Source organism: Rhizobium sp. BK529, from assembly GCF_014194105.1.
Taxonomy (GTDB): domain Bacteria; phylum Pseudomonadota; class Alphaproteobacteria; order Rhizobiales; family Rhizobiaceae; genus Rhizobium.
This window is the reverse complement of record NZ_JACIAU010000001.1, coordinates 830835-853889: the sequence shown is the minus strand read 5'-3', so window position 1 is coordinate 853889 and position 23055 is coordinate 830835. Positions and strand designations below refer to the sequence as shown.

Genomic DNA, 23055 nt, shown 5'->3' with positions numbered 1-23055 from the left:
GGGTGCTCTCAGTAATAATGTGGGATCGGGCCGCGCTGCGGCGTCTGATCGGGAAGCTCCACCATTATCTCGTCGAGATAGCACCAGCCCCAGCCTTCAGGCGGATCATAGCCCTCGATGATCGGATGTCGGGTGGCGTGGAAATGCGCCGTCGCATGCTTGCCTATCGATTGATCGCAGCATCCGACATGGCCGCATTCCCGGCAAAGGCGAAGATGCACCCACTCCTGGCCAATCTCCAGGCACTCTTCGCAACCAAGTGTCCGTGGCGTGACGGATCGAACACTTGCGACATGCTTACATCCCGACATCTGAATCTCCGGTGGTGATTGAAGTTTATTCATGCCGGGTGAACATAGATCACGAGGCGATCTTCTCCATCTATACGCAAGGATAGAAACCCACGTTCGCGCTCGATGCAATCAAACCGTTCCCGTCCCCCCGTAAACCGGCTTATTTTCTCATAGCGTGAATCGGCGAAGACGAATGCGAGGCAGGAATGACCGACGACACATTACAGGACGTAGCGGCGCGGTGGGATGACAATGCCGATCAGTGGGCCCATGACGTGCGCAATGGCTATGACACCTATCGCGAGCTCTTCACCTTCCCCGCTTTCATCGATTTCCTGCCGCCGCTGGCCGGGCTCGATGTGATCGATTTCGGCTGCGGCGAAGGAACGAACACCCGTCTCTTCGCGCAGATGGGCGCACGCATGACCGGCATCGATCTTTCCGAACGCATGATCGGCCACGCCCGCAAGGCCGAGGAGGAGAATCCCCTCGGCATCGCCTACAAGGTGGCCTCCTACAGCGCCGACACAGGTTTCGCGGAAGGTTCTTTCGATGCGGTTGTCTCCACCATGGCGCTGATGGATGGCCCGGATTTCGAGGGCGCCATGCGGCAGGCTTTCCGCCTCACCCGCCCGGGCGGCTTCCTCGCCTTCAGCGTGCTCCATCCCTGCTTCATCACGCCCGGCCTTGCCTGGCAGAGGAATGAGACCGGCATTGCCACCGCCCTCTGCGTCTCGCGCTATTTCGACCACGCGAGTTTCACCGAAGAATGGCGTTTCGGCAGCCGTCCGGCAGACGAAGAGGTCAAGCTCTTTGCCGTCCCGCGTTTCCCCCGCACCATGTCCGATTATCTGAACGCGATTGCCGCTGCCGGTTTCCGCATCCGCAAGATCGGCGAACCGCAGCCGAGCAGCGAGATCTGCGAAGCCTCGCCGCGCTTTGCCCGCTGGCGCGACCTTGCCGCCTTCCTCCTGCTCGTCATGGCCGAGCGCCCCTAGATGGATTCCACGAGCTCTATCGATGATAACGTGAACTTGTTCAGCTTCCGCTAGAAAATATTGGCATGCTGTGACCACGGTCACTACCCGGAGCATCCACTGCGTGTATTTTGCCCTCGCTGGATGCTGCACCTACCAGCAGGAGAAGGGTCGCCGGGCCCCACTTGGTGGCCCTTCTTATTCTCTCTCAATATTGTCTAGCGGAACCCTGTTCAGCGGAACATTGACGTCTCGCTGCCGATCCTGCCGCCTTTTTTTACGCCGATCGTCGCGACAGGCCGCGGGTCGGATTGCTCGGCATGGAGCCACGACATGATGATCAAAAGAGCCGCAACGGCAAGCAGCGGCGGACCAAGGTAGACGATCAGGAGGGAATGTAGCGGTTTCGCGGTGGTGGTGGTTTCAGGTTTCACGGCTCTTCCTAGGATCAATGCGGCAATTATGCCTGGGTGGAAATTATCGTGATCGGATGTCAGTGCCGCTTGCCAGGCATCTCCCGTGGAATGACGGATGTCTCGACCGGCCGGGAAGCATCCAAGGTCTGATAGATTTCCCGGGCACTATAATAGGCGCTACCCCACATCAGCAGGCTGACCTGACACGCGATGAAAAACAAGTAGATCCTCACGAACTTCCCTTCCGGCTAGTGCTTGAAAGTGCCAAAAGTTCAAACTTAATCTGCAGCACACTTGTACTTAATCTCAGAATATCTTCTATATCTCAAAATTTATCGCTTTACTATTATAGCCGTCACGACATAAAAGGTGAAACGATAACCCGAATGGGTGAAATTGCGAGCTATAAAAAGAACTATACTTACGACTGGGCGCAAAGGCTCGTCTTTTCATTGCCGAAACATCAGGAGCGCCGCCCCGAGACGTGGTCCCAGAGGACATCGGTCAGGTGGCTATCATAAGAGATATGAAATCATCTCAGACCGTCAGAACCAGAGATCGCGCACGCACCGCCCCTTGGAGGGAAGGTCGTCGAATGTATCCAGCCCGTCGAAATGATCGATCGGCAGGTCGGCCACGAGGTCCGGCGGCGCCAGTCGCAAATTGACTGCCATGCGCCGGCGCCAGCGTCCAGCCCGCCTTGCCGCAATGACATGAGCCGATCAGCATCAGCGCACCATCTTATCCCGCCTGTTCCGACGAGCCATCTTGCCCCACTGGCGTTCCGAAGCAAGTCCCTTCCCACTGCGCTTGACTCTCTCCAAAATGAGAACATAATAGGAACATTCGTGGCGCGGCGGCCGCCATCCCGACAATCTGAAACTGAAGTGCTCTGCAAGGAGAATGAGAACATGCGTCCGCAATTGGCCCCGAAGACATCAAACCCAACGATCGAAAACGAAGACCTGAGCTGGGAAGTCGAGGCCGTGCTCTCCTGGCATGACGAGGATGCCAAGGCCGCCATCGCCACGCTGCTGCAAGACTGCCGCCACCTGCGCGCCCAGCTGGCTCTTGCCGAGGGCGCGATGAGCCGCGGCATGGTGCGCGGCTGGCGCCCTGCCTTCGAACGCTCCCTGCTTGAACGGCCCCTCATCGAGCATCTCCCTGTCGAAAACAGATGAAACACCGCCGCAGCATCGATCTCGTCGCCAGCCATGAGGCCGTGGCAACCGACAGGGAAACACTCGCGTCCCTGCCGCAATGGTACGTGCTTCACGCCCGCTGCCCGGCCTGCCAGCGCCAGGCGATGCTCGACCGGCGGGAGCTCGCCTACCACTATGGCAAGAATCTGATACTGGCGAGGATCGGCATCCGCCTGATATGCAAGAGCTGCGGCAACCGCAGGACAAACCAGCTGCTGATCGGCAAGCTGCCGCGGGATTGACGATGGCCCGGTTACGAACCGGCTGCCGCAACAAGCTGCCTTGCGGTCACCATCGCCCCGTCCGTCCGGATCATCCGGCTGACGGATGACGCGCGCTGACAGATCTCGGGTGCGAGTGCTGCCGCAAGCGCACCGGAAAAGCTTTCAAGCGTCGGCGTAGCCCCTTCATGCGCCACGCCGATACCGAGCGCGGCAACGCGGCCAGCCCAATAAGGCTGGTCGGCGATCTGCGGCACCACCACCTGCGGTACGCCAGCCCGCCCGGCTGCTGCCGTCGTTCCTGCCCCGCCATGATGGACGACGGCAGCGACCCGCGTGAACAGCGCCTGATGATTGGCCTCGTCAATGACGAAACAATCGCTGCCGTCGTCGTCCGGCAGCAGGCCGGCCCAGCCTTGCGACAGGACCGCCCGCCGCCCCTGCTCGCGGATAGCAGACAGGATCAGACTGACGGCATCCCTCAACGCATGCATCGGCATACTGCCGAAACCGACATAGACCGGTGGGTCGCCGGCATCGAGAAAGGCTTCCAGCGCCGGTGGCAGCCGCCGATCGTCATCAAGCATCCACGCCCCAGTCTGCACCGCATCGATCAGATCCGTCTTCAGCAATGGCCCAAGCACCGGATCGGCCGCAAGCAGGGGCCGGCGGGTCAGAACGAGATCGCGCACATTCTCCACCGGCGCCATGCCCATGGAGCTGCGCAGACGATTGAAAGTTCCGCCGAACATCACGTTCTTGGTTTCGATATCATAATCCCAGAGCGCCCGGTTCTCCGTCACCCCTGGCGGATGCGGCCGGCCGGGAAACGCATGCGGCTTGTGATGCTCGGACGGCAGGAAAATTGGGCAGAAGGCGGCGCCGAAATAGCCGATACCCGCCCTGTCCGCCACCAGCCGCGCCGCCGCCATCGAGGGAAAGAGACCCGCCGCGACAATCAGGTCGCAGCTTTCCGCAGCCGCCGAAAGGGCTTCGACCTGCCCTGCCATGATCCCCGCCGCCCGTTCCGAAATGCCTTCGGCGGAACGCTCGCGCGTGTCGCCCGCAGCGCTCCTCTTCATCACCTCGCTGACCCACTGCCGCACCGGCGCATTGGCTGCCGCCAGCGGCACCCCGAAACGGTCGAGCAAGGCTGCAAATTCCTCATCCGGCGGCGCGCACACGATCGCCTCTGCGCCCGTTGCCCTCAAAGCCACAGCCAGCGCGACCAGCGGCTGTACGTCTCCCCGCGACCCGTATGTGGACAATAATACACGCATGCTCTTCTCCCGATGCTGTTGATCAGGATAAGCGTTCTACGCCTCGAACCGGGTCTTGCCGCAAGTCCCCCCTGCGCCATATCTAAAGGCATAGCAGGGGCGTGATGGTTCACACCCGAAATCACCTCTCATCGCGCCACAGGTTTCAGGTCAAAAACCTGCTGAGATAGGCATAACTGCGCGCCGCAAATTCGAAGGGTTGCCTCGGATTGTCGTGTTCGACGACGAAGAGCCGCACTCCGCTTGCAACCGCCGCCCGCCAGAGCGAGGGCCAGAGGAGCACACCGGAGCCGACATTCGCCCAGCCACCCTCTTGCGGATCCCTGTCGTCGGGCGCCTGATCTTTCACATGCACCGAAGTGAGCACGCCGGCATAGTGTCTGATCCATTCGCCGGCATTCGGCTGGGCGCGGGCCAGCCAGGCAATATCCGCCTGCCAGACGAGCGGGCTGCCCCTCGCTGCCTCGAACATCAGCTCGAAACCGTAGCGCCCGCCGATGGTGCGATTGAAGCCCGCCATCATATTGTGATAACCGAGCACGATGCCATCGGCTTTCATCCGCTCGGCGAGCGCGCCGAGTTCATGGCCGACCCGCTGCCATCCCGCTTTCGTATCCTTCACCAGCGAAGGCCCCGGATGCGGAACGAACAGCTGACCGATACCGCACTGCTCGCAAGCCTCGACAAAGCGTTGCCGCTCCCTGCGCAGCGCCTCCAGCCCGACATGCGCCGACGGTGCCGTCAGCCCGTTCGCGGCAAGCCCGGCCCGCAGAGTATCGACATCCCGCAGATGCCCCTCGAGCGGCTCGACCGCGCCAAATCCGGCGCTTGCGGCCTTTTCAAGCTGCGTGCCGAAATCTCCAAGGCCGCGCATCGAGAAGAGTTGCAGCGAAAGCATCGGCTTGGTCGTCATTGTCATCAGCCGCTCACATCATGCCATTGCCGCCATCGCAGGCGGCTCGAATCCCCTATAGCATTGAATGACCGGATTTTCTCGGTGCAGCGATCGATGTCGCCTCAACCCGATGCCGGCAGGGCGCCTTTCGGCAGCAGCTTGCGCTTCAGGTTGACGATATGGCGGCCGAAAGATCTGTCGATGCGCTTCACGTCGATGAGCGTCAGGTCGCCGCAGGTGGAAAATGTGTGCAGCCCGTCAGGATAATCGGCAGCGGCCAGATCCCCCGTCAGCTGCACCGGCAGATGCTCTGAAATCACATGCGTTTCACTGAGCAAGTCAAAACGCAGGAAGCGCAGGCTGCCGCCATAAGTGATGCTGCAATCCTGAACCGGCAGCACGATCTTGCCGCAGGCATCGACAAAAGGCGTGCCGCCCGGCCGGGCGCCGGAGCGATCGACGAGAACAGGATTTTGCGGATGAGTTTTCCACGGGCCGGTCAGGCTGTCGGCAAAGGCGACATGCAGCTCGCGCTGGTCTCGCGCGCCGGAACCGACCACCGTGTAGAACATCCACCATTTGCCCTGATACTCGACAAGGCAGGCCTCAGCCGCGGGAATATCCCGCAGAAGCACGGTCTCGCGCACCCAGTCGTCCGGAAAGGCGCGCGCCCGGTAAAGCGCCACTTCACCCGCCTTATGGCTTTCCGGCATCATCAGCACCTCACCTTCCCGCTCGATCAGGAACGGATAGGAGAGATGGAAAGGCCGCGAAAGTGCTGCCGCCTTGCCGCGCCAGCCGAGATCCGGCCCCAGTTCATGGCGCTCGATGAAGCCATGCTTGGTGCGATAGTCATAGGCCTCGACGAAGACATGCAGGTTCTCGCCCCTTTTCACGGCGAAGGGATCGGCGAGGTAGCGCCACGGGCCGGGATCGGGCAGCCATGTGATACGGCGGGCGCAATCGGCAAGCGTCTCGGCATCGAGCAGCGCTTCGGCCGGCGCCGGCACGATGCCGACCTGCCAGAAATCACTCTTGGGCCTTAGTCGCATAGATCAACCGTGGCTGGCCGATGGCAGTAGCGGTCTGTCCTGCGGCCCCGGCCAGAACCCGGGAATAGAAATCCAGAACATTGCCGATACCCGCCGATCGAGAGAAGGGAGCCAAGTCGTAGCTTACGCGCGACAGACGGACAACAGACTCTTCCCTCAGCACGTCGGCAAGTGCGGCCGACAGCTTCTCGACCGAGCCGGGCTCGACCAATGTCACCGGGTGGCGACTGAGATATTCCGAGGGTCCCTCGGCGGCCGTGGCGATGATCGGCAGCCCCTCATGCATGGCTTCGAGAATGGCAAGGCCTGCCGATTCCTCACGCGAGGGAGACACGAAGAGATCCAGGTTCCGCAGGAACCCCGGCACGTTGTTGCAATGGCCGGGCAGATGGATGCGGCTATCACCCTTGGCAAGCTTTTCCAGCGCAGCGCGATGCGGCCCCTCGCCGGCGATGACGAGAGCGGCATTATCGGGCGCCGTCTGCCGGAAGGCCGACACCAGCACGTCATAACCTTTGCTGAGATGCAGACGCCCGACGCTGCCGATAAGCCGTGTGTCGCGCGGCAAATTCAGCTGCGCACGCAGGTCGAAGCTTTCGGCGGATTTGACATCGGGCAGCCAGTTGGAAATCAGCGCCGACTGGCCGTCATATGTGCCGAGCCGCGTTGCCTGAGCGGAGTTGACGCAGATCACCCCGTCGAGGCAGGCGTGCTGCCTGGTCTTGTACCCGACATGAAGCGTAGCGATCCTGGCGACGTTGTCGGGCGTCATGGCAAGCGCCTTGCAGCCATGGCTGAGATGCCCATGCGCGACCTCGATTCCCTCCCGCACCGCCAGTCGCCGCAGCCTGAGACCGCGTAGAAACGGCACGCCAAAGCCATGGAAAATAACCTCTCGGGAGAGCAGTTTCGCCATCGGCGAGCCGTATCGTCCAGCGACATGCACCTCGTGCCCGAGAGCCGCCTGCCCGTTGGCGAGATCGACGCAGTACCGTTCCGATCCCGCAACTCTGGAAGAGAATAAGACATGCAGAATTTTCAACTTATGAAGAGCTGCCGGATGGGCAGCCTCATAGGCACGCGGGTGCTCATCACCCACGAAATGATTTCGAGCGCTCAAGATACACCTCAGACCAATGGCCGATCGAGTTGAGATGTTGCAAAAACACTGCTCGATAGCTTCTGGCCATGGTCTACATCGCCGGACAGTCGCGGACAAGACTGCATAACTATACGGAATCGTAAGGTTTTACGTCACAGAAAGAACATCTTTGAGGTAACTTTCTGAAGTAGCTCTCGAAAAATTGCAGCAGGATCAGGCAATACTGAAACAGCTCGCGAAAGTGCCGCAATAAGTCTTGAGCCGGACTTGGCCGGCGACAGACAAGCCGCTCCTCTTCACGAGCAGGCACCCTGGCGGGGAACATCAGCTTTTCAACGCGTAGTTGATCCGTCTGATCGTCTCGGTGATGCGGATTGCATAGGTCGGCAACCGCCTCCACCAGGGAAATTTGGTGGCCTTGTAAACGGATCGCGTACCGATATTGGAGCTGCCCTCGTTTATATCGGTCACGTTCCGGCGCGTCGTATAGATCTGCGCACGCGATGCCCAGCCCCGCTCCAGTTCCATATCCCAGGGAAACCGCATGACGGCCATCTGCTTGAGGAGCTTCAGCGCTCCGATCCGCGTCACAGCATAGCAGGCGGCCGACCCTTGCGGACCATGCGTCGCCCGGCCGATTTTATCGCCGGCGTGGGAGGTGGCGACAGCCCTGAAGCCGACGATGCGGTGGTTGACGAGCTTGATCACATCGGCGCCGGGCACGGCTGCAAGTGCCGCCTCGGAGCGCGCAACGAGATCGGCGCTGAGCACAATATCGTCCTCGACGATGATGCAGGCGGCCGCGCCCGTTTCCAGAAAGGCTGCAAGCGCCTTCAGATGGCTCCGGTAGCAGCCATATTCTCCCGCCAGCAGGGTGCGCCCATTGTTGCGCTGAAAGGCACGCTCATCCAATCCGCTGCGCTGATCTGCGGGAACCTCTCGCCCATCGACGCCGGCAATGCGAACGAGATCGAACTGCAAGGCTTTGGCCTGATCGGAAAGCGCCTTCCACCGGTCAGCAGACCGGTCGAGATTGATCACATAAATGCTGATGCTCATCGTCCAACCAGGGTTTCTGCTGCTCGAGGCCGCCATGGGCACCTTGCATCGGGATTGCGCATCCCATCGAAAAACGCTCGCCTAGCACTTCCCCCGGCGGCTGTGCAACCTGCTGTCTCGGCATCGCAGCGTTACCGGGCAAAATTTTCTTCAGTCCGTAGCTTGGTCGACAACCCGCTCATATCACCTTGAATTGCCGGCCCGGAGCCTCTAGCACTCGTAACCTGCCGATCAGACTTCAGGACTCACAAGCTTGCCCGCCTTCCCCTTCTCCTTGAACGATCCCATTCAGCATCATGGCCCGCTTCCGAAAACTTCCGACGTCGTGATCGTCGGCGCCGGCGTCATCGGCGTGACGACGGCGCTGTTTCTGGCGAAGCGCAGGATCTCCGTGACGCTCGTCGAGAAGGGACGTATCGCGGCCGAACAGTCCTCCCGCAACTGGGGCTGGATCCGTAAGCAGGGCCGCGATGCCGACGAGCTTCCCATCGTCATCGAAGCCTGCCGCCTCTGGAAAGAGCTGGCGGAAGAATGCGGCGAGGACATCGGTCTGAACCAGACCGGCGTCACCTATCTCGCCAACTCGGACAGGGAGATGGCCGGCTTCGAAACCTTCATGAAGCTCGCCGGCGCCTACAATCTCGACACCCGCCTGCTCGACAGCGGGCAGACCTCGGCGCTCTTCAAGGGTATCTCCCGTAAATTCACCGGCGCCATGACCACGCCGTCCGATATGCGCGCCGAGCCTTGGCTCGCAGTCCCCGCTCTTGGCCGACTGGCCGCCCGCCTGGGCGTCACGATCGTCGAAAATTGCGCCGCCCGAACCCTCGATATCTCCGCCGGCAAGGTAAGCGGTGTGTGGACCGAGGCAGGCCGCATCGAAACTTCGACCGTTCTCGTCGCAGGCGGCGCCTGGTCGTCGCTCTTTCTCAGAAACCACGGCATCTCCATCCCGCAGCTCGCCGTCCGCGCCACCGTCGCCGCAACCGAGCCCATGGCCGAAGTCCATGGCGGCGCTGCCGCCGGAGCGGAGGTCGCCTTCCGCCGCAGGCAGGACGGCGGCTATACGCTGGCGCCGGGAAGCCACCGCCTCCATCTGGGCCCCGACGCCTTCCGCCACGCCACAAAATACCTGCCGGCGCTCATGGCTCACCCCCTCGGCACGCACTATTCGCTTGCAGCCCCCGAAGGCTTTCCCGACAGCTGGTCGACCCCGCGCCACTGGACGGCGGATGCTGAGAGCCCGTTCGAACGGATGCGCGTCCTCAACCCTGCGCCGGAGAAATCCGGCCTCGCAGCGATCGAACGCGGTTTCAAACGCCTGTTTCCGCAATTCGAAACCGTTCGGCTGAAGGCGAGCTGGGCCGGCATGATCGACGCCATGCCCGACATCGTACCGATCGTCGATCGCGCACAGACAATCCCCGGCCTCTTCGTCGCCACCGGCCTGAGCGGCCACGGCTTCGGCATCGGCCCGGGCATCGGCCGTGTGGTCTCCGATCTCATCCAGGGCAACGCCCCCGGCCACGACCTCAACCGTTTCCGGCTGTCGCGCTTCAACGACGGCAGCCGCATTCGGCCGGGGCCGGCGATCTAGGGGGCGCGAAACCCGCTCCCTTATGGGGCGTCCGCCCGCCTGCGCCTCGCGACAAAAACCGACGTCGTCATGTTCCTGGTGACGATGCCGCCGAAATCGTCCCTTGCCAGATCTTCCAGCGCGTCCAGCAATTTCTCACGCTTCCCCGCCTCCAATGCCACGACATTCGAATAGGTCGCATAGAGCCGCCGCACTGCGGGCGGATCGAGTGTCAGCGTCCACTCGAACATAGAGGGCGGCTCGCACTGGAATGAAGCCGCCTCGAAATCCCTGAGCCGCGCCTCGCTATCGAGCCCGTAGGGCGTCTGCGTCGTTCCTCCGCCGGACGGGCTTGGGCGATGCCCGGCGAATAAATGCGCACTCGCCTCATGAAATGGATCAGGCCTGCTGTTGTCGCCAAAAACGTTCCAGATCAAGGCGACAGCGCCGCCATCGCGAAGCAGAGCATGGATGCGCCGCAGCGCCGGGATGGCATCGAGCCAGTGAAATGCAGTGGCGCTGACGACCAGATCGTAGGATTGCGGAGCCTCGTTCAGCTCTTCGAAGGGCTGCTCGATCACTTCGAGTTCGGGGCAAAGCAACCGGGCGCGCAGAAATTCGGCAAGCCGAGAATCCGGTTCGACGGCCAGAAGCCGTTGCGGGTCATGCGCCAGAAGATGTTCGGTGGCGAGACCCGTGCCTGCGCCGATCTCCAATACCGAGATGCCGGCTCGCAATCCGGCCCGCCGCCGCAAGAGCTCCCAAACCGCCGGCGGATAGGCCGGTCGGGCCAGGTGATAATTTTCTGGACTGAGCCCAAAAGCTTTCCGACCAAACGATCGGGCAAGCGTCTCACCGGACATGACGATCTCCGTGCTGATCGGCCCAGACCTAGCCGCGATTGCCGCACTCAACAAGCATCCCTGTTTCACCGACTATGCCGCAGCCAGTCACATCAGCTAAGGCCCGCGCAATCGTCGTCTTCCCACTGCCCGGCAAACCGCCGAAAATGATCAGCATGAACAGGCGCCTCCCTCAAAACCGCGCTTAGATCGGAACGCAGAGCCCCACCTTGATCCTGTCCATGGCAACGAATGTTCGAAACCGCTTCACATTGTTGTTGCCGAAGAACAGGCGCCGCGTCAGCGCTTCGTAATCGGCCATCGAAGGCACGATGATGACGAGCACGAAATCGGCCTCCCCTGTCACGTAATAGCATTGCTGGATTTCCGGCGCCGCAGCGAATTCGCGCTTGGCCTGCTCGATCTGCTCCGCTGTCTCGCTGATGACCTCCACCTCCACGAATATGGTGATCGCCTGGCCGACGGCGGCGGGATCGACGACCGCGATATTTTCCCGGATGACGCCCTCTTCCGTCATGCGCTTGATGCGCCGCTGCACCGCCGGGGCCGAGAGATTGACGGCCTCGCCGATCGTGCGCTGCGGCGTGGTATTGTCGCGCTGCAGGATCTCGAGGATCTTGCGGTCGAAAGCATCGAGTTGTGCCGGCATGAGGGGCTCCGCGAAACAAACTTGCAAAACAACGGTCAAATATCAGCGCCTTTTTTCGTGCACGCTGCAATATCTTTCCGCCAGACAGCAAACGAGGCGCAAATGTTCATCCTCAACAGCAATGCAGATTACAGGCAGCCGCTCACGCCGGGCGATGCGGAAACGCTTGGGCTGGCCGCAGCCGAAGGCGTGGAGCACCACCTGCGCTACCGCGAAAACCATGCCGAAACCCCGCTGATCTCCCTGCCCGGCCTTGCCGCCGCATCCGGCGTGGCCGCCATCCATGTGAAGGATGAGGGAAAGCGCCTCGGTCTCGGCAGTTTCAAGGCGCTGGGTGGCGCCTATGCCGTCATCCGCATTGTCCTCGAAGAGGCCGAAGTTAGGCTCGGGCGGCCAGTCGACATGGCCGAACTGCACGCGACCGATATTAGGAAGATCGCCGAAACCATGTGTTTTGCCTGCGCCACCGATGGCAATCACGGTCGCTCGGTCGCCCAAGGCGCCGGCCTCATCGGCGCGCGGGCGGCGATCTTCGTGCATGCCGGCGTCAGCGACGAACGCGTCGCGGCCATCGCCCGCTTCGGCGCCGAGATAATCCGCGTCGCCGGAAGCTACGATGACTCGGTGCGGGAGGCCGCGCGCGTCGCCAAAGAGCGCGGCTGGACCATCGTCTCCGATACGTCCTGGCCGGGTTACGAGCGCATCCCCGGCCTTGTCATGCAGGGTTACACGGTGCTGGTGCGCGAGGCGTTGAGGCAGTTGCCCGCCCCGCCGACACATGTCTTCATCCAGTCCGGCGTCGGCGGCATTGCCGCTGCCGTCGCCGGCCATCTGGCAATCGCGCTTGGGGCGCAGCGTCCGATCTTCACGGTCGTCGATCCCGCCCGCGCCGCCTGCCTGTTCGAGACGGCCCGCGCCGGCCATCCGGTCACCGTGCCGCATGCCGAACCGACCGTCATGGCGATGCTCGAATGCTACGAGCCGTCGCTGGTCGCCTGGCGCATCCTCTCGCGCGCCGCTGATGCCTTCATGACCGTTGACGAGGAGGATGCCATTGCCATCATGAAGCGCCTTGCCAACCCGGTCGGCAATGATCCCGCCGTCATATCAGGCGAAAGCGGCGGCGTCGGTCTTGCCGGCCTCCTGAAGGCCGTTGCCGACCCCGAGATAAAGGCGGCCCTTTCCATCGATCCGTCGTCCCGCATCTTCGTCGTCAACACCGAGGGCGCCACCGATCCCGGCAAATATCGCGATATTGTCGGGCTCTCGCCCGAAGACGTCCTGTCGCGAGGTGCAGCGTGAACAATCTTTCGATAGACAGCGCGCGGCTGCTCGGCCGGCTCCGTGAACTTGGCGCGATCGGCCGCGATGCCGAAGGCCGCCTCACCCGCCTTGCCGCATCCGATACGGATAGGGAGGGCCGCGACCGGCTCGCCGCCTGGATCAGGGCGGCAGGCCTCGAACTCGCGATAGACCAGATCGGCAATATGTTCGGCATCTGGACGCCCGATGGCACGGAAGGCCGTGCGCCGCTGATGCTCGGTTCGCATATCGACACCGTCATCAATGCCGGCATCTATGACGGCTGTTACGGCGTGCTCTCCGGCCTCGAAGTCCTGGAAACGCTGAAGGAGGCTGGCTTCGCGCCCGCCCGCCCGATCGTCCTTGCCGCCTTCACCAATGAGGAAGGCGTTCGTTATGCACCCGACATGATGGGCTCGCTGGTCTATGCCGGCGGGCTCGATATCGATGTAGCGCTTGCGACCATTGGAACCGACGGGTCACTGCTCGGTGATGAGCTTGGGCGCATCGGCTATGCCGGCGAGAAACAGCCCGGTTTCCTGACGCCGCACGCCTATATCGAACTGCATATCGAGCAAGGCCCGGTGCTGGAGCGCGAGGGCATTCCCCTCGGCGCCGTCGAAAACCTGCAGGGCATTTCCTGGCAGAAAGTGACGATCGAAGGCGATGCCAATCACGCCGGCACGACGCCGATCTCCATGCGCCGCGATGCCGGCCACGCGGCTGCCCGCGTCATCACCTTCCTGCGTGAGCGCGCCAAGGCCTCGAACACGCCGACGGTCGCGACCGTCGGCTGCATGGAATTCCAGCCGAACGCCATCAACGTCATCCCCTCGAAGGCAATCTTCACCGTCGATCTGCGCGATCCCGACGAGATCAGGCTCAAGCAGGAAGAGGCTGCCCTCGCCCGCTTCCTGGAAACACTCGCCGTCGAAGAGGATGTGACAATCTCGGTGGAGCGCCTGGCCCGCTTCGAACCCGTTACGTTCGACGAGCGCATCGTCACGGAGATCGAGAGAGCCGCCAGGGCGCGTGCGCTCCCCTGCCGGCGCATGACCTCCGGCGCCGGTCACGATGCCCAGATGATCGCCCGCATCGCCCCGGCAGCGATGATCTTCGTGCCGAGCCAGGCCGGCATCAGCCACAACCCCAGGGAATTCACTGCCGATGATGATATGATCGCCGGCGCGAACATCCTGCTCGATGTGGCGAACAGCCTGACGCGGGAGGAATAGCCGATGGATCTCGATCGCCTGGTCTGCGAGATGCGCGGCTGGCGCCGCCACCTGCACGCCCATCCGGAATTCGGTTTCGAAGAACGGCAGACGGCCGCCTTCGTCGCCGATAAGCTGCGCGAATTCGGCCTGGACGATGTCGCGGAAAGCGTCGGCGGCACCGGTGTCGTCGGCACGCTGAAGCGCGGCAGCGGCAATCGCTCGGTTGCGCTCAGAGCCGATATGGACGCGCTGCGCATTCCCGAACAAGCCGACCGGCCCTACGCCTCGCGCAACCCCGGCATCATGCATGCCTGCGGACATGACGGCCACACCGCCATGCTGCTCGGTGCCGCCAGGATGCTCGCCGAAGACGGCGGCTTCGACGGCACGGTGCGCTTCGTCTTCCAGCCCGCCGAGGAATGGGGCAAGGGCGCACTCGCCATGATCGAAGACGGCATTTTCGAACGCTTTCCCTTCGACGAGATCTACGGCATTCACAATCTGCCCGGCCTGCCGACAGGCCATTTCCAAACGCGCGCCGGTGCGCTTATGTCTGCGGAGGATAATTTCGAAATCGTGCTCAAGGGCATCGGCGGCCACGCCGCCCGCCCGCATGCGACGAACGAAGTCCTGGTCGCCGCCTGCGCACTGGTCATGAACCTGCAGACCATCGCCGCCCGCCGCCTCGATCCAACCGCTATCGGCGTCGTCTCCGTCACAGAACTCCTGACCGACGGGACCCGCAATGCGCTGCCAGGCCTCGCCCGCATCCTTGGCGATTGCAGGAGCTTCCACCCCGATGTCAGCGCCGAGATCGAAAAGCAGATGCGCGTCATCGCCGAGGGCACCGCGCTCACCTACAATCTCTCAAGCGAGGTCACCTATACCAGGGAATTCGTGCCCCTTCTGAACGATCCCGCCCTGACCGAAGAAGCCTTCGCAGCTGCTCGCGACATCTTCGCGCCCGAGAGCATCGAGATCCGCAAGCAGCCGATGACAGCATCGGAGGATTTCGCCCGCTTCCTTGCTCTGAAGCCCGGCTGCTACGTCTTTCTCGGCAACGGAAAGGATTCGGCGCCGCTGCATAACCCAACCTTCGATTTCAACGATGACGGGTTGCTCCATGGAGCGAAGTTCCACGCCAGCATCGTACGCCGGCGGCTTCCGCTGGTGACTGCGAGTTGAAACGACAGGCCCGCTTCAGATTGCTCGACATCGGCTAAATCCAGGTCGGCGGCAGTCTTGCTCCCGAAACCTCCTGCCCTAATTCTTGGACGACTATGGAGGCAGTATGGATAAAGTTCTGAGCAAGAAAGCCGAAACCGGTATAGCCGGTTTGGACGATGTATTATTCGGAGGGTTTACACGCCGGCATGTATTCCTGGTGGAAGGCTCGCCCGGCACTGGAAAAACCACCATTGCCCTGCAATTTTTGTTTGAAGGCGCAGCTCTGAATGAGCGCTGTCTCTATATAAGTCTTTCCGAAACCGAGGAAGAGCTGCGCGATAGCGCCGCCTCGCACGGAATGAAGCTCGGCGACCGCATCGAAATCTTCGAGCTCGTGCCCCCTGAAAGCCTGCTCGATGCAGATCAGCAGCAGAGCCTTCTTTATTCCTCCGATCTTGAGTTGGGCGAAACCACCAAGCTGATCTTCGAAGCTTTCGAGCGGGCAAAACCGCAGAGGGTCGTCATTGACAGCCTCTCTGAAATCAGGCTGCTTGCCCAAAGCTCGCTGCGTTATCGCCGGCAGATCCTTGCGCTGAAGCATTTCTTCGCCCGGTCGGATGCTACGGTCCTGCTCCTCGACGACATGACCTCGGATATTCTCGACAAGACCGTCCACAGCGTCGTTCATGGGGTGATCCACCTCGAACAGCTTGCACCGAATTACGGCTCGGAGCGTCGGCGACTGCGGGTCGTCAAGTATCGTGGCCAATCCTTTCGTGGCGGCTACCACGATTTCGTCATCAAAACCGGCGGCGTGTCTGTCTTTCCGCGGTTACGGGCGATCGAGCACAAGAAGGGCTTTGACAGATCGACACTTTCAAGTGGCATCGAGGAATTGGACCATCTTCTGGGCGGCGGAATCGAGCGTGGCTCCAGCACGCTGCTGATCGGCCCAGCCGGCACCGGCAAGAGCCTGTTCGCCCTGCAATTTGCCTATGCTGCAGTCAAGCGTGGCGAAAAGGCGGCTATTTTCATCTTCGATGAAGAGCTTGGACTGTTGTTTACGCGGACGAAATCGCTGGGCATTAATCTGGAGAAAATGAGCGATGAAGGGCTGATCCACATCGAGCAGCTGGATGCGGCCGAGCTGTCCCCCGGCGAATTTGCTCAGCGCGTCAGGGATCGGGTCGCAAGCTACGACGCCAAGACCGTCGTCATCGACAGCATCAATGGTTATCAGGCATCGATGCCGGAGGAGAATGCTCTTATCCTGCACATGCACGAGCTTCTTCAATATCTGAATCGCCAGGGCACAAATACCTTTCTCACCGTCGCGCAGCATGGCCTCGTCGGAGACATGAAGGCACCGATCGATGTCACCTATCTCGCCGACACCGTCATCCTTCTGCGATATTTCGAGGCGCTAGGAAAAGTGCGCCGAGCGATTTCCGTGGTCAAGAAACGAACCGGCGGTCATGAGGAGACCATTAGGGAGTTCCGGATCACAAATGCCGGGCTGACGCTCGGTGAGCCGCTTTCCGGATTCCAGGGTGTGCTTCGCGGCGTTCCGACATTCGTCGATGAAAAACGACCGCTTCTTGATGTGTCAGAAGAGGATAGAGACAATTCCTAACAGAAACGCCATCGGCCTGATCCATGCCCCGATCGGCCGCGATGCGCAGATCGCCGCGTCGCTTCTGCGGGAAGTGGGCATACCGACAAAAACAGCGCCGGATCTCTCCTCTTTCGCCGAAGCCCTTAATGACGACGTTGCGTTTGCCGTCGTCACCGAGGAGGCGTTGCGATCGGCCGATCTGCGCGCTATCTCCGCCTGGATCGAGCAGCAGCCGAGCTGGTCCGACCTGCCTTTCATTGTTCTGACCAACAGAGGCGGTGGCCCGGAACGCAATCCCGCAGCCGCCAGGCTTTCCGAAGTCCTGGGCAATGTCAGCTTCATCGAACGGCCGTTCCATGCGACGACGTTTGTCAGCGTGGCTCGTTCCGCCATGCGCGGACGGCGGCGTCAATACGAGGCCCGGTTGCATATCGAGGCCCTCGATGAAGGCGAGCGCCGGCTTCAGACCGCCCTGGAAGCAGGGCGGCTCGGCGCCTGGGAACTTGATCTTGCGACGGGAATGCTGACGACCTCGGCAACCTGCAGGACCATTTTCGGCCGGCGCCCCGAAGAACCCTTTACCTATGAGGATCTGCAGCGGTCTGTTCACTCTGATGACCGGATACGTGTGCAGGCTGCAATGGACGCGACTGTCGAAACCGGCGCGGACTATTCCGTCGAATACCGGACGGTCTGGAGGGACGGCTCTGTTCATTGGGCCGAAATGCGGGCGCAGCTCCACAGGGACCGGTCGGGAAAAGGCATCAAGCTGGTTGGCGTCTCAGCCGATATTACCGCTCGGCTGCAAGCCGAGGAACACCAGCGCCAGCTCAATGAAATCCTCGAGGAAAAGGTCGCCGAACGCACGCGCGAGCTGGAACGGGCACACGCCGCGGTCATGGCGGAAGTCAGCCAGCGCGAACGTGCCGAAGAGCAGCTCCGCCAGGCCCAGAAGATGGAGGCGATCGGCCAGCTCACCGGTGGCGTGGCGCACGACTTCAATAATCTCTTGATGGCCGTGCTCGGCAATCTCGAACTGCTGCGCAAGTATGTCGGAAACGACCCCAAGGCCTGCCGCCTCATCGATGGCGCTCTGCAGGGGGCCAAGCGCGGTGCCTCTCTCACTCAGAGGCTGCTCGCCTTTGCGCGGCGACAGGACCTGCACATCGATCCGGTCGACCTGCGCGCGCTCGTGCTCGGCATGACGGACCTCTTGAAGCGCTCCGTCGGCTCGACCATCATGATCGAAACCACGGTTCCCGATGATCTTCCTCTGGTGTCGGCAGACGCCAACCAGGTCGAGTTGGCCCTGCTCAATCTTGCCGTCAACGCTCGCGATGCAATGCCTGATGGCGGCACGATCCGCATTGCGCTGAGGCAGGAGAAGCAGACTGCACCGACCGATGAACTCGCCGCCGGCAGCTACGTCGTCCTGACCGTGGCCGACCAAGGGCATGGCATGGACAAGGAAACGCTGCAAAGGGCCATAGAGCCTTTCTTCTCGACAAAGGAATTGGGCAAGGGAACGGGCCTCGGGCTCTCCATGATCCATGGCCTCGCCCTGCAATTGAAGGGTGACCTCAAACTGGAAAGCGCCCCGGGCAAGGGCACGACGGCCGAACTCTGGATCCCCGTCTCCACATCGGCCCGAGCCCGTACCGAATCTGATCATCCGCTGCCGGCTGACGCTGACAAGGTCCAAAGCCCGAAGCGCATTCTGCTCGTCGACGACGACGTTCTCATCGCTATGAGCTCGGCCGACATGCTCACCGATCTCGGCCATGAAGTGGTCGAGGCTCACTCGGCAAGAGAAGCGCTCGAGTGCCTCGGCAACGGTGGGAACTTCGACCTGATGATCACCGATTACTCCATGCCCGGCATGACCGGTGGAGACCTCGCCAAAGCCGCCCGTAGGATCGCACCCGGCTTGCCTATCCTCATTGCCTCAGGATATGCCGAACTCCCGCCCGGGCTGGACCTCGACGTCGCCAAGCTTGGAAAGCCCTACACCCAGGATCAGCTGGCTCTGGAAATCGGCAAACTGATGGTCGCGCCTAAATCGAGTCCTGCCCGGCCGCCGGCAGACCCACACCCGTTGTCTTAGCCTATCGGTTATTTTCCGCGAGACGCCCCATCTCTTTCGCGCTATGAAGATTATCGATAATTCCGCCACTTCCGAACCGAGGTCTCCCACATGGCTCTGAAAATCCTTTTCATTGGCGGCACCGGCCAGATTTCCTACCCCTGCGTCGAGCGCGCCGTCGCCGAGGGCCATGATGTCAGCGTCTTCAACCGCGGCCTGAGAGGCGATCCGCTGCCCGCGGGTGTCACCTCGATTGTCGGCGAGCTTGGATCATCAGCCTATGCCGATCTCGCCAAAGCCAATTACGACGTCGTCGCCCAGTTCATCGCCTTCACGCCCGACCAGATTGCCCGCGACATCGAGATCTTCTCGGGCCATTGCGGCCAGTACATCTTCATATCCTCGGCCTCGGTCTATGAAAAACCGGCACGCCATTACGTGATCACCGAGGAAACGCCGGCGATCAACCCCTACTGGCCCTATAGCCAGGCCAAGATTGCCTGCGAAGAATTGCTGAAGAAGGCCGATAATCTCGCCTGGACGATCGTGCGCCCCAGCCACACCGTCCGCACCGGCCTGCCGATCATGATGGGCGATAGCGATATCATGGCGCGGCGTATGCTGGATGGCGAGCCAACCATCGTGGCCGGCGACGGCCACACCCCCTGGACATTGACCCGCTCGGCGGATTTCGCCGTGCCCTTCGTCGGCCTGTTCGGCAAGCAGAAGGCGCTGCAGGACATTTTCCACATCACCAATGATCGTGCCCACATCTGGGACGATATCCAGAAGGCGATCGCCCGCCTGCTCGGCGTCGAGGCAAAGATCGTGCATGTGCCGACGGATACGCTGGTCAAATACAATCCGGAATGGATCGGCCCGTTGACCGGTGACAAGGCCTGGACGGCGATTTTCGATAATTCCAAGGTCAAGAGCGTCGCCGGCGACTTCACCTGCGCCGAAAGCCTCGACGAAATCCTCGCCGAGCCGATCATGCATCTCAAACAGCGTTTCGCCAAAGGTCGTCCGCCGAAGGGCGCGTTCGATGCCCTGATCGACCGCATCTGCGCCGAACAAAGCGCGCTGGGCTAACCGAAGGCACTTCATGACCTCGCGCAGTCCCTTCGTCAGACGTTTGTCGCGGCGGCGAGGACCGAGGTCAACAAGTCGTGGTTCTGGGGATAGCGGCCGCTGGGCTTTAAATAGCGCGCCGGGGCTGGCGAAAACCGGTTCACCCCTTATGTCACTGCGGGACGAGACAAACGGCAAAGGACCGCACCATGCAAAAGAACACGATCTGCGTCTGGTATGACAAGCACGCCGAGGAAGCAGCCCGCTTTTACGCCGAAACCTTTCCGGACAGCAGCGTCGGCGCCATTCATCGAGCCCCCGGCGACTATCCGGCCGGCCAGCAGGGAGACGTTCTGGTTGTCCATTTCACGGTCTGCGGCGTTGCCTGCATCGGCCTGAATGGCGGACCTGAGATCAAGCACAATGAAGCCTTCTCCTTCCAGATCTCGACGGAAACTCAGGAGGAAACCGACCGCTACTGGAACGCCATCGTCAATAATGGCGGCGAGGAAAGCGCCTGCGGCTGGTGTAAGGATAAATGGGGCGTCTCCTGGCAGATCACCCCGCGTGTCCTGATGGAAGCGCTTGCCGCCGGTGGGCCTGCGTCAAAGCGGGCCTTCGACGCGATGATGACCATGCGCAAGATCGACGTTGCAGCGATCGAAGCGGCCCGCCGCGGCTGAGGCAGCGGGTCCTTGCAATAGATCGCGGCACTCGGGCAGCCGATCGGTCCGATCCTTCGAAAACAGCCGGACCTGTTCCACAGGTGCCGGCTTTTCGCTAGAGCCGACAATTCTTCAAACTTCGTCGATTTCCGCGTTTTAAAGTCAATCGCTGAGAGAAATTTAGATTTTGCCGTCCGGTTCTACTCCTGATAATTTGAGCAGCAGGTAATCGCTTCGGCATATCCTTTCACGGCATGTTCAGCTGGATCTTTCGCGGCACCTTCAAGAATAGCCGCAGCTGATAGCAACCGCCGTCGTTTCAAGGCGTGCGTATCCGGTTGGGCGCCCGGCATCTTCCATAAAATCCCGAAATCTTCCCCCATCGCAAAAGGAGTATCCCGATGGCCAATGCCCGATGCAGCTGCGGTGCACTCAGATTGACGCTGCCGGACGAACCAAAAGCGGTGATCGCCTGTCACTGCATCGAATGCCAGAGGCGAACAGGCGCCCCCTTCGGCGCCGGCGCCTTCTACCCAGCCGAAGCCGTCACCATCTCGGGAACGGCCAGGCAATACACGCGCGATGCGGCGAGCGGCGGAAAGGTGCATTCCTATTTCTGCCCGGACTGTGGCTCATCGGTTTGTTGGAAAACGGACAATCTTCCGACGATGATCGGCGTGGCGCTCGGAGCGCTGGATAATACCAGCCTGCTGCCTGTTCCCGCCAAATCGATCTTCGAGCGGTCGAAGCACCATTGGGTGCGGATCGAAGACGCCGGCGAGCATTTTCAGCAGGGCAGCGTTATCAGGCACGCAGATTGAAGCCTCGCCATCCTTACCCGCCTTGAAAGCGGAACTGGCCTGCACCTCACACGGTTCGGTACAGGCCCAATATCACCGCAATCGCCCCTTCGCGGGACAGGGCGCTTATCGAGAGCTATTTCCTGAAGCCCCCATCAGCTCGTAACGGGCACGGCTCAGGCTGACCAGACTTGCAATCGCCGCGCAGCCGGCGGAGATGACCACTGCAAATTCGGGCGCGGCGGAGAGCGGCAGCGTTGCGAAGATGATTGACATCGAGATTCCGCCCAGAGCCTGGCCGAGAAGTCGCGCCGTGCCCTGCACCGCGCCTGCCGCGCCGCTTCTGGCTTTCGGTGCCGACAGAAGCAGAATACGGTTGTTCGGCGTCTGGAACAGTCCGAAACCCAGGCCGGCGATGACAGTGCCGGCTACAAACGCGATGCCTCTAGGATCGGCCGGGCCGAGAACGGCCACAAGCAGGCCGGCACTTAACAGTGCGCCGCCTGTGGCGCAAAGCCATGCTGTCTTGACGCGGTTTGCCAGACGTCCCGAAACCGGCGCGATGATCGCGGTCGCAACAGGCCAGGGCATCATGTAGAGACCGGCCAGAACCGGTGTCATGTGCAACCTGTGTTGAAGATAAAACGGCAGCGCGATGTAGCTCAGCATCTGGCCGCAGAAGCAGGATATGGAGGCAATGACCGCCACGCGGAATGCCGGTGCCGCCAGCAGATCCGTCGGAATGATCGGGGCAGCGCTGTTGCGTTCCAGGCGCAGCAGGATGAAAAGGCAAACGATCGATGCAGCGATGAGGACCGTGCCAACTGCCGGCGCATTGGCTATCTGGTCGGTGCCGCAGAAGAAGAGGATGAACATCAACGTGTTGGCCAGCAAGGCCTTGGCGTTCAGCTTCCGGTTCGTGCCCTGCACCTTGCCCAGCAGGCCGCCGCTGAGCAAGACAATGATGCCGAGCGGTATATTGACCGCAAACAGCCAGGGCCAGCTCGTGACTGAAAGGATCGCGCCTGCAATGCCGGGGCCGGCAGCGGAAGAAATGGCGATGACCATGGCATTGACGCCGATGATCGGACCGAGCATGTGCTGCGGCAAGGCTGAGCGCAGGTTCATCATCGCAAGCGCCATGATCGCACCCGCGCCAAGGCCCTGCATGAAACGGGCAAGGATCAGCAAGGAGAGGTCGCCCGCGAAGGCGCAGGCAGCTGAAGCCGCGGTGAACAGCGCGACGCCGATCAGAAAGACCCGCCGCGCGCCATAGATTTCCCCGAGCGCGCCGCACGGCAGAAGGGCGACCAGCACGGCCAGCTGATAGGCAGAGACGACCCATACGGTGCTGCCGGCTTCCGCATGCAGCGAGAGCGCGATCGACGGCAAGGCGACGTTGGCGATCGCTCCGTCCAGAACGACGAGAACGATTGTCGAAAGTATGAGTGCGATGGCCAGATACCGTCGAGGCGATGCCAGGCCGTCCTCAGAGATCGGTGCGGTGGAAGCAAGGGACATTGAGAAACTCCCAATAATTGTCGGACGGC

23 protein-coding genes and 2 pseudogenes are annotated in these 23055 nt (G+C 61.6%); 12 read left to right on the top strand and 13 right to left on the bottom strand.

Annotated elements, in window-relative coordinates; translation table 11 throughout:
• Positions 1–8: 8 nt before the first annotated feature.
• Positions 9–311, bottom strand: a complete 303-nt coding sequence (locus FHX08_RS04185; protein ID WP_132654024.1) for a UBP-type zinc finger domain-containing protein — start codon at positions 309–311, stop codon at positions 9–11.
• Positions 312–499: 188 nt separating this feature from the next.
• Between FHX08_RS04185 and FHX08_RS04180 the strand changes: the two genes are divergently transcribed.
• Positions 500–1291 (top strand): class I SAM-dependent methyltransferase, encoded by a 792-nt coding sequence (locus FHX08_RS04180; RefSeq protein ID WP_132654023.1) that lies wholly within the window; start codon positions 500–502, stop codon positions 1289–1291.
• Positions 1292–1503: 212 nt separating this feature from the next.
• Here the strand turns inward: FHX08_RS04180 and FHX08_RS04175 are convergent, their stop codons facing one another.
• Positions 1504–1704, bottom strand: a complete 201-nt coding sequence (locus FHX08_RS04175; protein WP_132654022.1) for a hypothetical protein — start codon at positions 1702–1704, stop codon at positions 1504–1506.
• Positions 1705–2231: 527 nt separating this feature from the next.
• A pseudogene (locus FHX08_RS31265) lies at positions 2232–2369 on the bottom strand (GFA family protein); the annotation flags it as partial.
• A gap of 228 nt (positions 2370–2597) precedes the next feature.
• Between FHX08_RS31265 and FHX08_RS04170 the strand changes: the two are divergent.
• The gene (locus FHX08_RS04170) at positions 2598–2867 is read left to right on the top strand and encodes a hypothetical protein (RefSeq protein ID WP_132654021.1); all 270 of its coding nucleotides are present in this window, start codon (positions 2598–2600) and stop codon (positions 2865–2867) included.
• On the top strand, positions 2864–3130 hold the full coding sequence (locus FHX08_RS04165; protein ID WP_132654020.1) for a hypothetical protein: 267 nt from the start codon (positions 2864–2866) through the stop codon (positions 3128–3130). The genes FHX08_RS04170 and FHX08_RS04165 overlap by 4 nt, the downstream gene beginning before the upstream one ends.
• Before the next feature lie 11 nt (positions 3131–3141).
• Here FHX08_RS04165 and FHX08_RS04160 read toward each other — a convergent pair whose 3' ends face one another.
• From FHX08_RS04160 to FHX08_RS04140, 5 genes are all read right to left on the bottom strand, one after another.
• Positions 3142–4389 (bottom strand): glycosyltransferase, encoded by a 1248-nt coding sequence (locus tag FHX08_RS04160; RefSeq protein ID WP_132654019.1) that lies wholly within the window; start codon positions 4387–4389, stop codon positions 3142–3144.
• Positions 4390–4534: 145 nt separating this feature from the next.
• Positions 4535–5308, bottom strand: a complete 774-nt coding sequence (locus FHX08_RS04155) for a sugar phosphate isomerase/epimerase family protein (protein ID WP_245508273.1) — start codon at positions 5306–5308, stop codon at positions 4535–4537.
• A 98-nt stretch (positions 5309–5406) separates the two neighbouring features.
• Complete coding sequence (locus FHX08_RS04150) at positions 5407–6336, bottom strand: glycosyl hydrolase family 43 (RefSeq protein WP_132654018.1); 930 nt, start codon at positions 6334–6336, stop codon at positions 5407–5409.
• Positions 6314–7456, bottom strand: a complete 1143-nt coding sequence (locus FHX08_RS04145; protein ID WP_245508272.1) for a glycosyltransferase family 4 protein — start codon at positions 7454–7456, stop codon at positions 6314–6316. The genes FHX08_RS04150 and FHX08_RS04145 overlap by 23 nt, the downstream gene beginning before the upstream one ends.
• 306 nt (positions 7457–7762) lie before the next feature.
• The gene (locus FHX08_RS04140) at positions 7763–8497 is read right to left on the bottom strand and encodes a glycosyltransferase family 25 protein (protein WP_184326877.1); all 735 of its coding nucleotides are present in this window, start codon (positions 8495–8497) and stop codon (positions 7763–7765) included.
• A gap of 253 nt (positions 8498–8750) precedes the next feature.
• Here FHX08_RS04140 and FHX08_RS04135 point away from each other — a divergent pair, with 253 nt between their 5' ends.
• Positions 8751–10094: an NAD(P)/FAD-dependent oxidoreductase gene (locus FHX08_RS04135; protein WP_132654016.1), complete on the top strand. Its 1344-nt coding sequence runs from the start codon at positions 8751–8753 to the stop codon at positions 10092–10094.
• A gap of 20 nt (positions 10095–10114) precedes the next feature.
• Here FHX08_RS04135 and FHX08_RS04130 read toward each other — a convergent pair whose 3' ends face one another.
• The 3 genes and pseudogenes from FHX08_RS04130 to FHX08_RS04120 all read right to left on the bottom strand — a co-directional run bounded on the left by FHX08_RS04130 (position 10115) and on the right by FHX08_RS04120 (position 11585).
• On the bottom strand, positions 10115–10936 hold the full coding sequence (locus FHX08_RS04130; protein WP_132654015.1) for a trans-aconitate 2-methyltransferase: 822 nt from the start codon (positions 10934–10936) through the stop codon (positions 10115–10117).
• 91 nt (positions 10937–11027) lie between these two features.
• Positions 11028–11093: pseudogene (locus FHX08_RS04125) on the bottom strand (adenylyl-sulfate kinase); the annotation flags it as partial.
• Between the two features lie 27 nt (positions 11094–11120).
• Complete coding sequence (locus FHX08_RS04120) at positions 11121–11585, bottom strand: Lrp/AsnC family transcriptional regulator (protein ID WP_132654014.1); 465 nt, start codon at positions 11583–11585, stop codon at positions 11121–11123.
• A gap of 102 nt (positions 11586–11687) precedes the next feature.
• On the opposite strand from FHX08_RS04120, the gene FHX08_RS04115 reads away from it, so the two are divergent.
• The 7 genes from FHX08_RS04115 to FHX08_RS04085 all read left to right on the top strand — a co-directional run bounded on the left by FHX08_RS04115 (position 11688) and on the right by FHX08_RS04085 (position 20723).
• The gene (locus tag FHX08_RS04115; RefSeq protein ID WP_132654013.1) at positions 11688–12887 is read left to right on the top strand and encodes a diaminopropionate ammonia-lyase; all 1200 of its coding nucleotides are present in this window, start codon (positions 11688–11690) and stop codon (positions 12885–12887) included.
• Positions 12884–14122, top strand: coding sequence for a Zn-dependent hydrolase (locus FHX08_RS04110; protein ID WP_132654012.1), 1239 nt, complete (start codon positions 12884–12886; stop codon positions 14120–14122). Before FHX08_RS04115 ends, FHX08_RS04110 begins: the two co-directional genes overlap by 4 nt.
• A 3-nt stretch (positions 14123–14125) precedes the next feature.
• Positions 14126–15289, top strand: coding sequence for a M20 aminoacylase family protein (locus FHX08_RS04105; RefSeq protein WP_132654011.1), 1164 nt, complete (start codon positions 14126–14128; stop codon positions 15287–15289).
• Between the two features lie 106 nt (positions 15290–15395).
• Complete coding sequence (locus FHX08_RS04100) at positions 15396–16904, top strand: ATPase domain-containing protein (RefSeq protein ID WP_132654010.1); 1509 nt, start codon at positions 15396–15398, stop codon at positions 16902–16904.
• A complete protein-coding gene (locus tag FHX08_RS04095) occupies positions 16873–18990 on the top strand; it encodes a hybrid sensor histidine kinase/response regulator (protein WP_132654009.1) in 2118 nt (705 codons plus the stop codon). Before FHX08_RS04100 ends, FHX08_RS04095 begins: the two co-directional genes overlap by 32 nt.
• Before the next feature lie 90 nt (positions 18991–19080).
• The gene (locus tag FHX08_RS04090; RefSeq protein ID WP_132654008.1) at positions 19081–20061 is read left to right on the top strand and encodes an SDR family oxidoreductase; all 981 of its coding nucleotides are present in this window, start codon (positions 19081–19083) and stop codon (positions 20059–20061) included.
• A gap of 188 nt (positions 20062–20249) precedes the next feature.
• Complete coding sequence (locus FHX08_RS04085; RefSeq protein ID WP_132654007.1) at positions 20250–20723, top strand: VOC family protein; 474 nt, start codon at positions 20250–20252, stop codon at positions 20721–20723.
• A 182-nt stretch (positions 20724–20905) separates the two neighbouring features.
• On the opposite strand, the gene FHX08_RS31260 is transcribed toward FHX08_RS04085, so the two are convergent.
• Positions 20906–21088 (bottom strand): hypothetical protein, encoded by a 183-nt coding sequence (locus FHX08_RS31260; protein ID WP_165911897.1) that lies wholly within the window; start codon positions 21086–21088, stop codon positions 20906–20908.
• Positions 21089–21106: 18 nt separating this feature from the next.
• Here FHX08_RS31260 and FHX08_RS04080 point away from each other — a divergent pair, with 18 nt between their 5' ends.
• Positions 21107–21526: a GFA family protein gene (locus FHX08_RS04080; RefSeq protein WP_132654006.1), complete on the top strand. Its 420-nt coding sequence runs from the start codon at positions 21107–21109 to the stop codon at positions 21524–21526.
• Positions 21527–21631: 105 nt separating this feature from the next.
• Here FHX08_RS04080 and FHX08_RS04075 read toward each other — a convergent pair whose 3' ends face one another.
• Positions 21632–23026 (bottom strand): MFS transporter, encoded by a 1395-nt coding sequence (locus tag FHX08_RS04075; protein ID WP_184326876.1) that lies wholly within the window; start codon positions 23024–23026, stop codon positions 21632–21634.
• Between the last annotated feature and the right edge of the window lie 29 nt (positions 23027–23055).

Excerpts from the sequence above, each read along its gene's own strand:
- FHX08_RS04185 (WP_132654024.1), bottom strand. The coding sequence starts at position 311 with ATGTCGGGATGTAAGCATGTCGCAAGTGTTCGATCCGTCACGCCACGG.
- FHX08_RS04180 (WP_132654023.1), top strand. The coding sequence starts at position 500 with ATGACCGACGACACATTACAGGACGTAGCGGCGCGGTGGGATGACAAT.
- FHX08_RS04170 (WP_132654021.1), top strand. The coding sequence starts at position 2,598 with ATGCGTCCGCAATTGGCCCCGAAGACATCAAACCCAACGATCGAAAAC.
- FHX08_RS04165 (WP_132654020.1), top strand. The coding sequence starts at position 2,864 with ATGAAACACCGCCGCAGCATCGATCTCGTCGCCAGCCATGAGGCCGTG.
- FHX08_RS04160 (WP_132654019.1), bottom strand. The coding sequence starts at position 4,389 with ATGCGTGTATTATTGTCCACATACGGGTCGCGGGGAGACGTACAGCCG.
- FHX08_RS04155 (WP_245508273.1), bottom strand. The coding sequence starts at position 5,308 with ATGACAATGACGACCAAGCCGATGCTTTCGCTGCAACTCTTCTCGATG.
- FHX08_RS04150 (WP_132654018.1), bottom strand. The coding sequence starts at position 6,336 with ATGCGACTAAGGCCCAAGAGTGATTTCTGGCAGGTCGGCATCGTGCCG.
- FHX08_RS04140 (WP_184326877.1), bottom strand. The coding sequence starts at position 8,497 with ATGAGCATCAGCATTTATGTGATCAATCTCGACCGGTCTGCTGACCGG.
- FHX08_RS04130 (WP_132654015.1), bottom strand. The coding sequence starts at position 10,936 with ATGTCCGGTGAGACGCTTGCCCGATCGTTTGGTCGGAAAGCTTTTGGG.
- FHX08_RS04120 (WP_132654014.1), bottom strand. The coding sequence starts at position 11,585 with ATGCCGGCACAACTCGATGCTTTCGACCGCAAGATCCTCGAGATCCTG.
- FHX08_RS04115 (WP_132654013.1), top strand. The coding sequence starts at position 11,688 with ATGTTCATCCTCAACAGCAATGCAGATTACAGGCAGCCGCTCACGCCG.
- FHX08_RS04105 (WP_132654011.1), top strand. The coding sequence starts at position 14,126 with ATGGATCTCGATCGCCTGGTCTGCGAGATGCGCGGCTGGCGCCGCCAC.
- FHX08_RS04100 (WP_132654010.1), top strand. The coding sequence starts at position 15,396 with ATGGATAAAGTTCTGAGCAAGAAAGCCGAAACCGGTATAGCCGGTTTG.
- FHX08_RS04095 (WP_132654009.1), top strand. The coding sequence starts at position 16,873 with ATGTGTCAGAAGAGGATAGAGACAATTCCTAACAGAAACGCCATCGGC.
- FHX08_RS04090 (WP_132654008.1), top strand. The coding sequence starts at position 19,081 with ATGGCTCTGAAAATCCTTTTCATTGGCGGCACCGGCCAGATTTCCTAC.
- FHX08_RS04085 (WP_132654007.1), top strand. The coding sequence starts at position 20,250 with ATGCAAAAGAACACGATCTGCGTCTGGTATGACAAGCACGCCGAGGAA.
- FHX08_RS31260 (WP_165911897.1), bottom strand. The coding sequence starts at position 21,088 with ATGGGGGAAGATTTCGGGATTTTATGGAAGATGCCGGGCGCCCAACCG.
- FHX08_RS04080 (WP_132654006.1), top strand. The coding sequence starts at position 21,107 with ATGGCCAATGCCCGATGCAGCTGCGGTGCACTCAGATTGACGCTGCCG.
- FHX08_RS04075 (WP_184326876.1), bottom strand. The coding sequence starts at position 23,026 with ATGTCCCTTGCTTCCACCGCACCGATCTCTGAGGACGGCCTGGCATCG.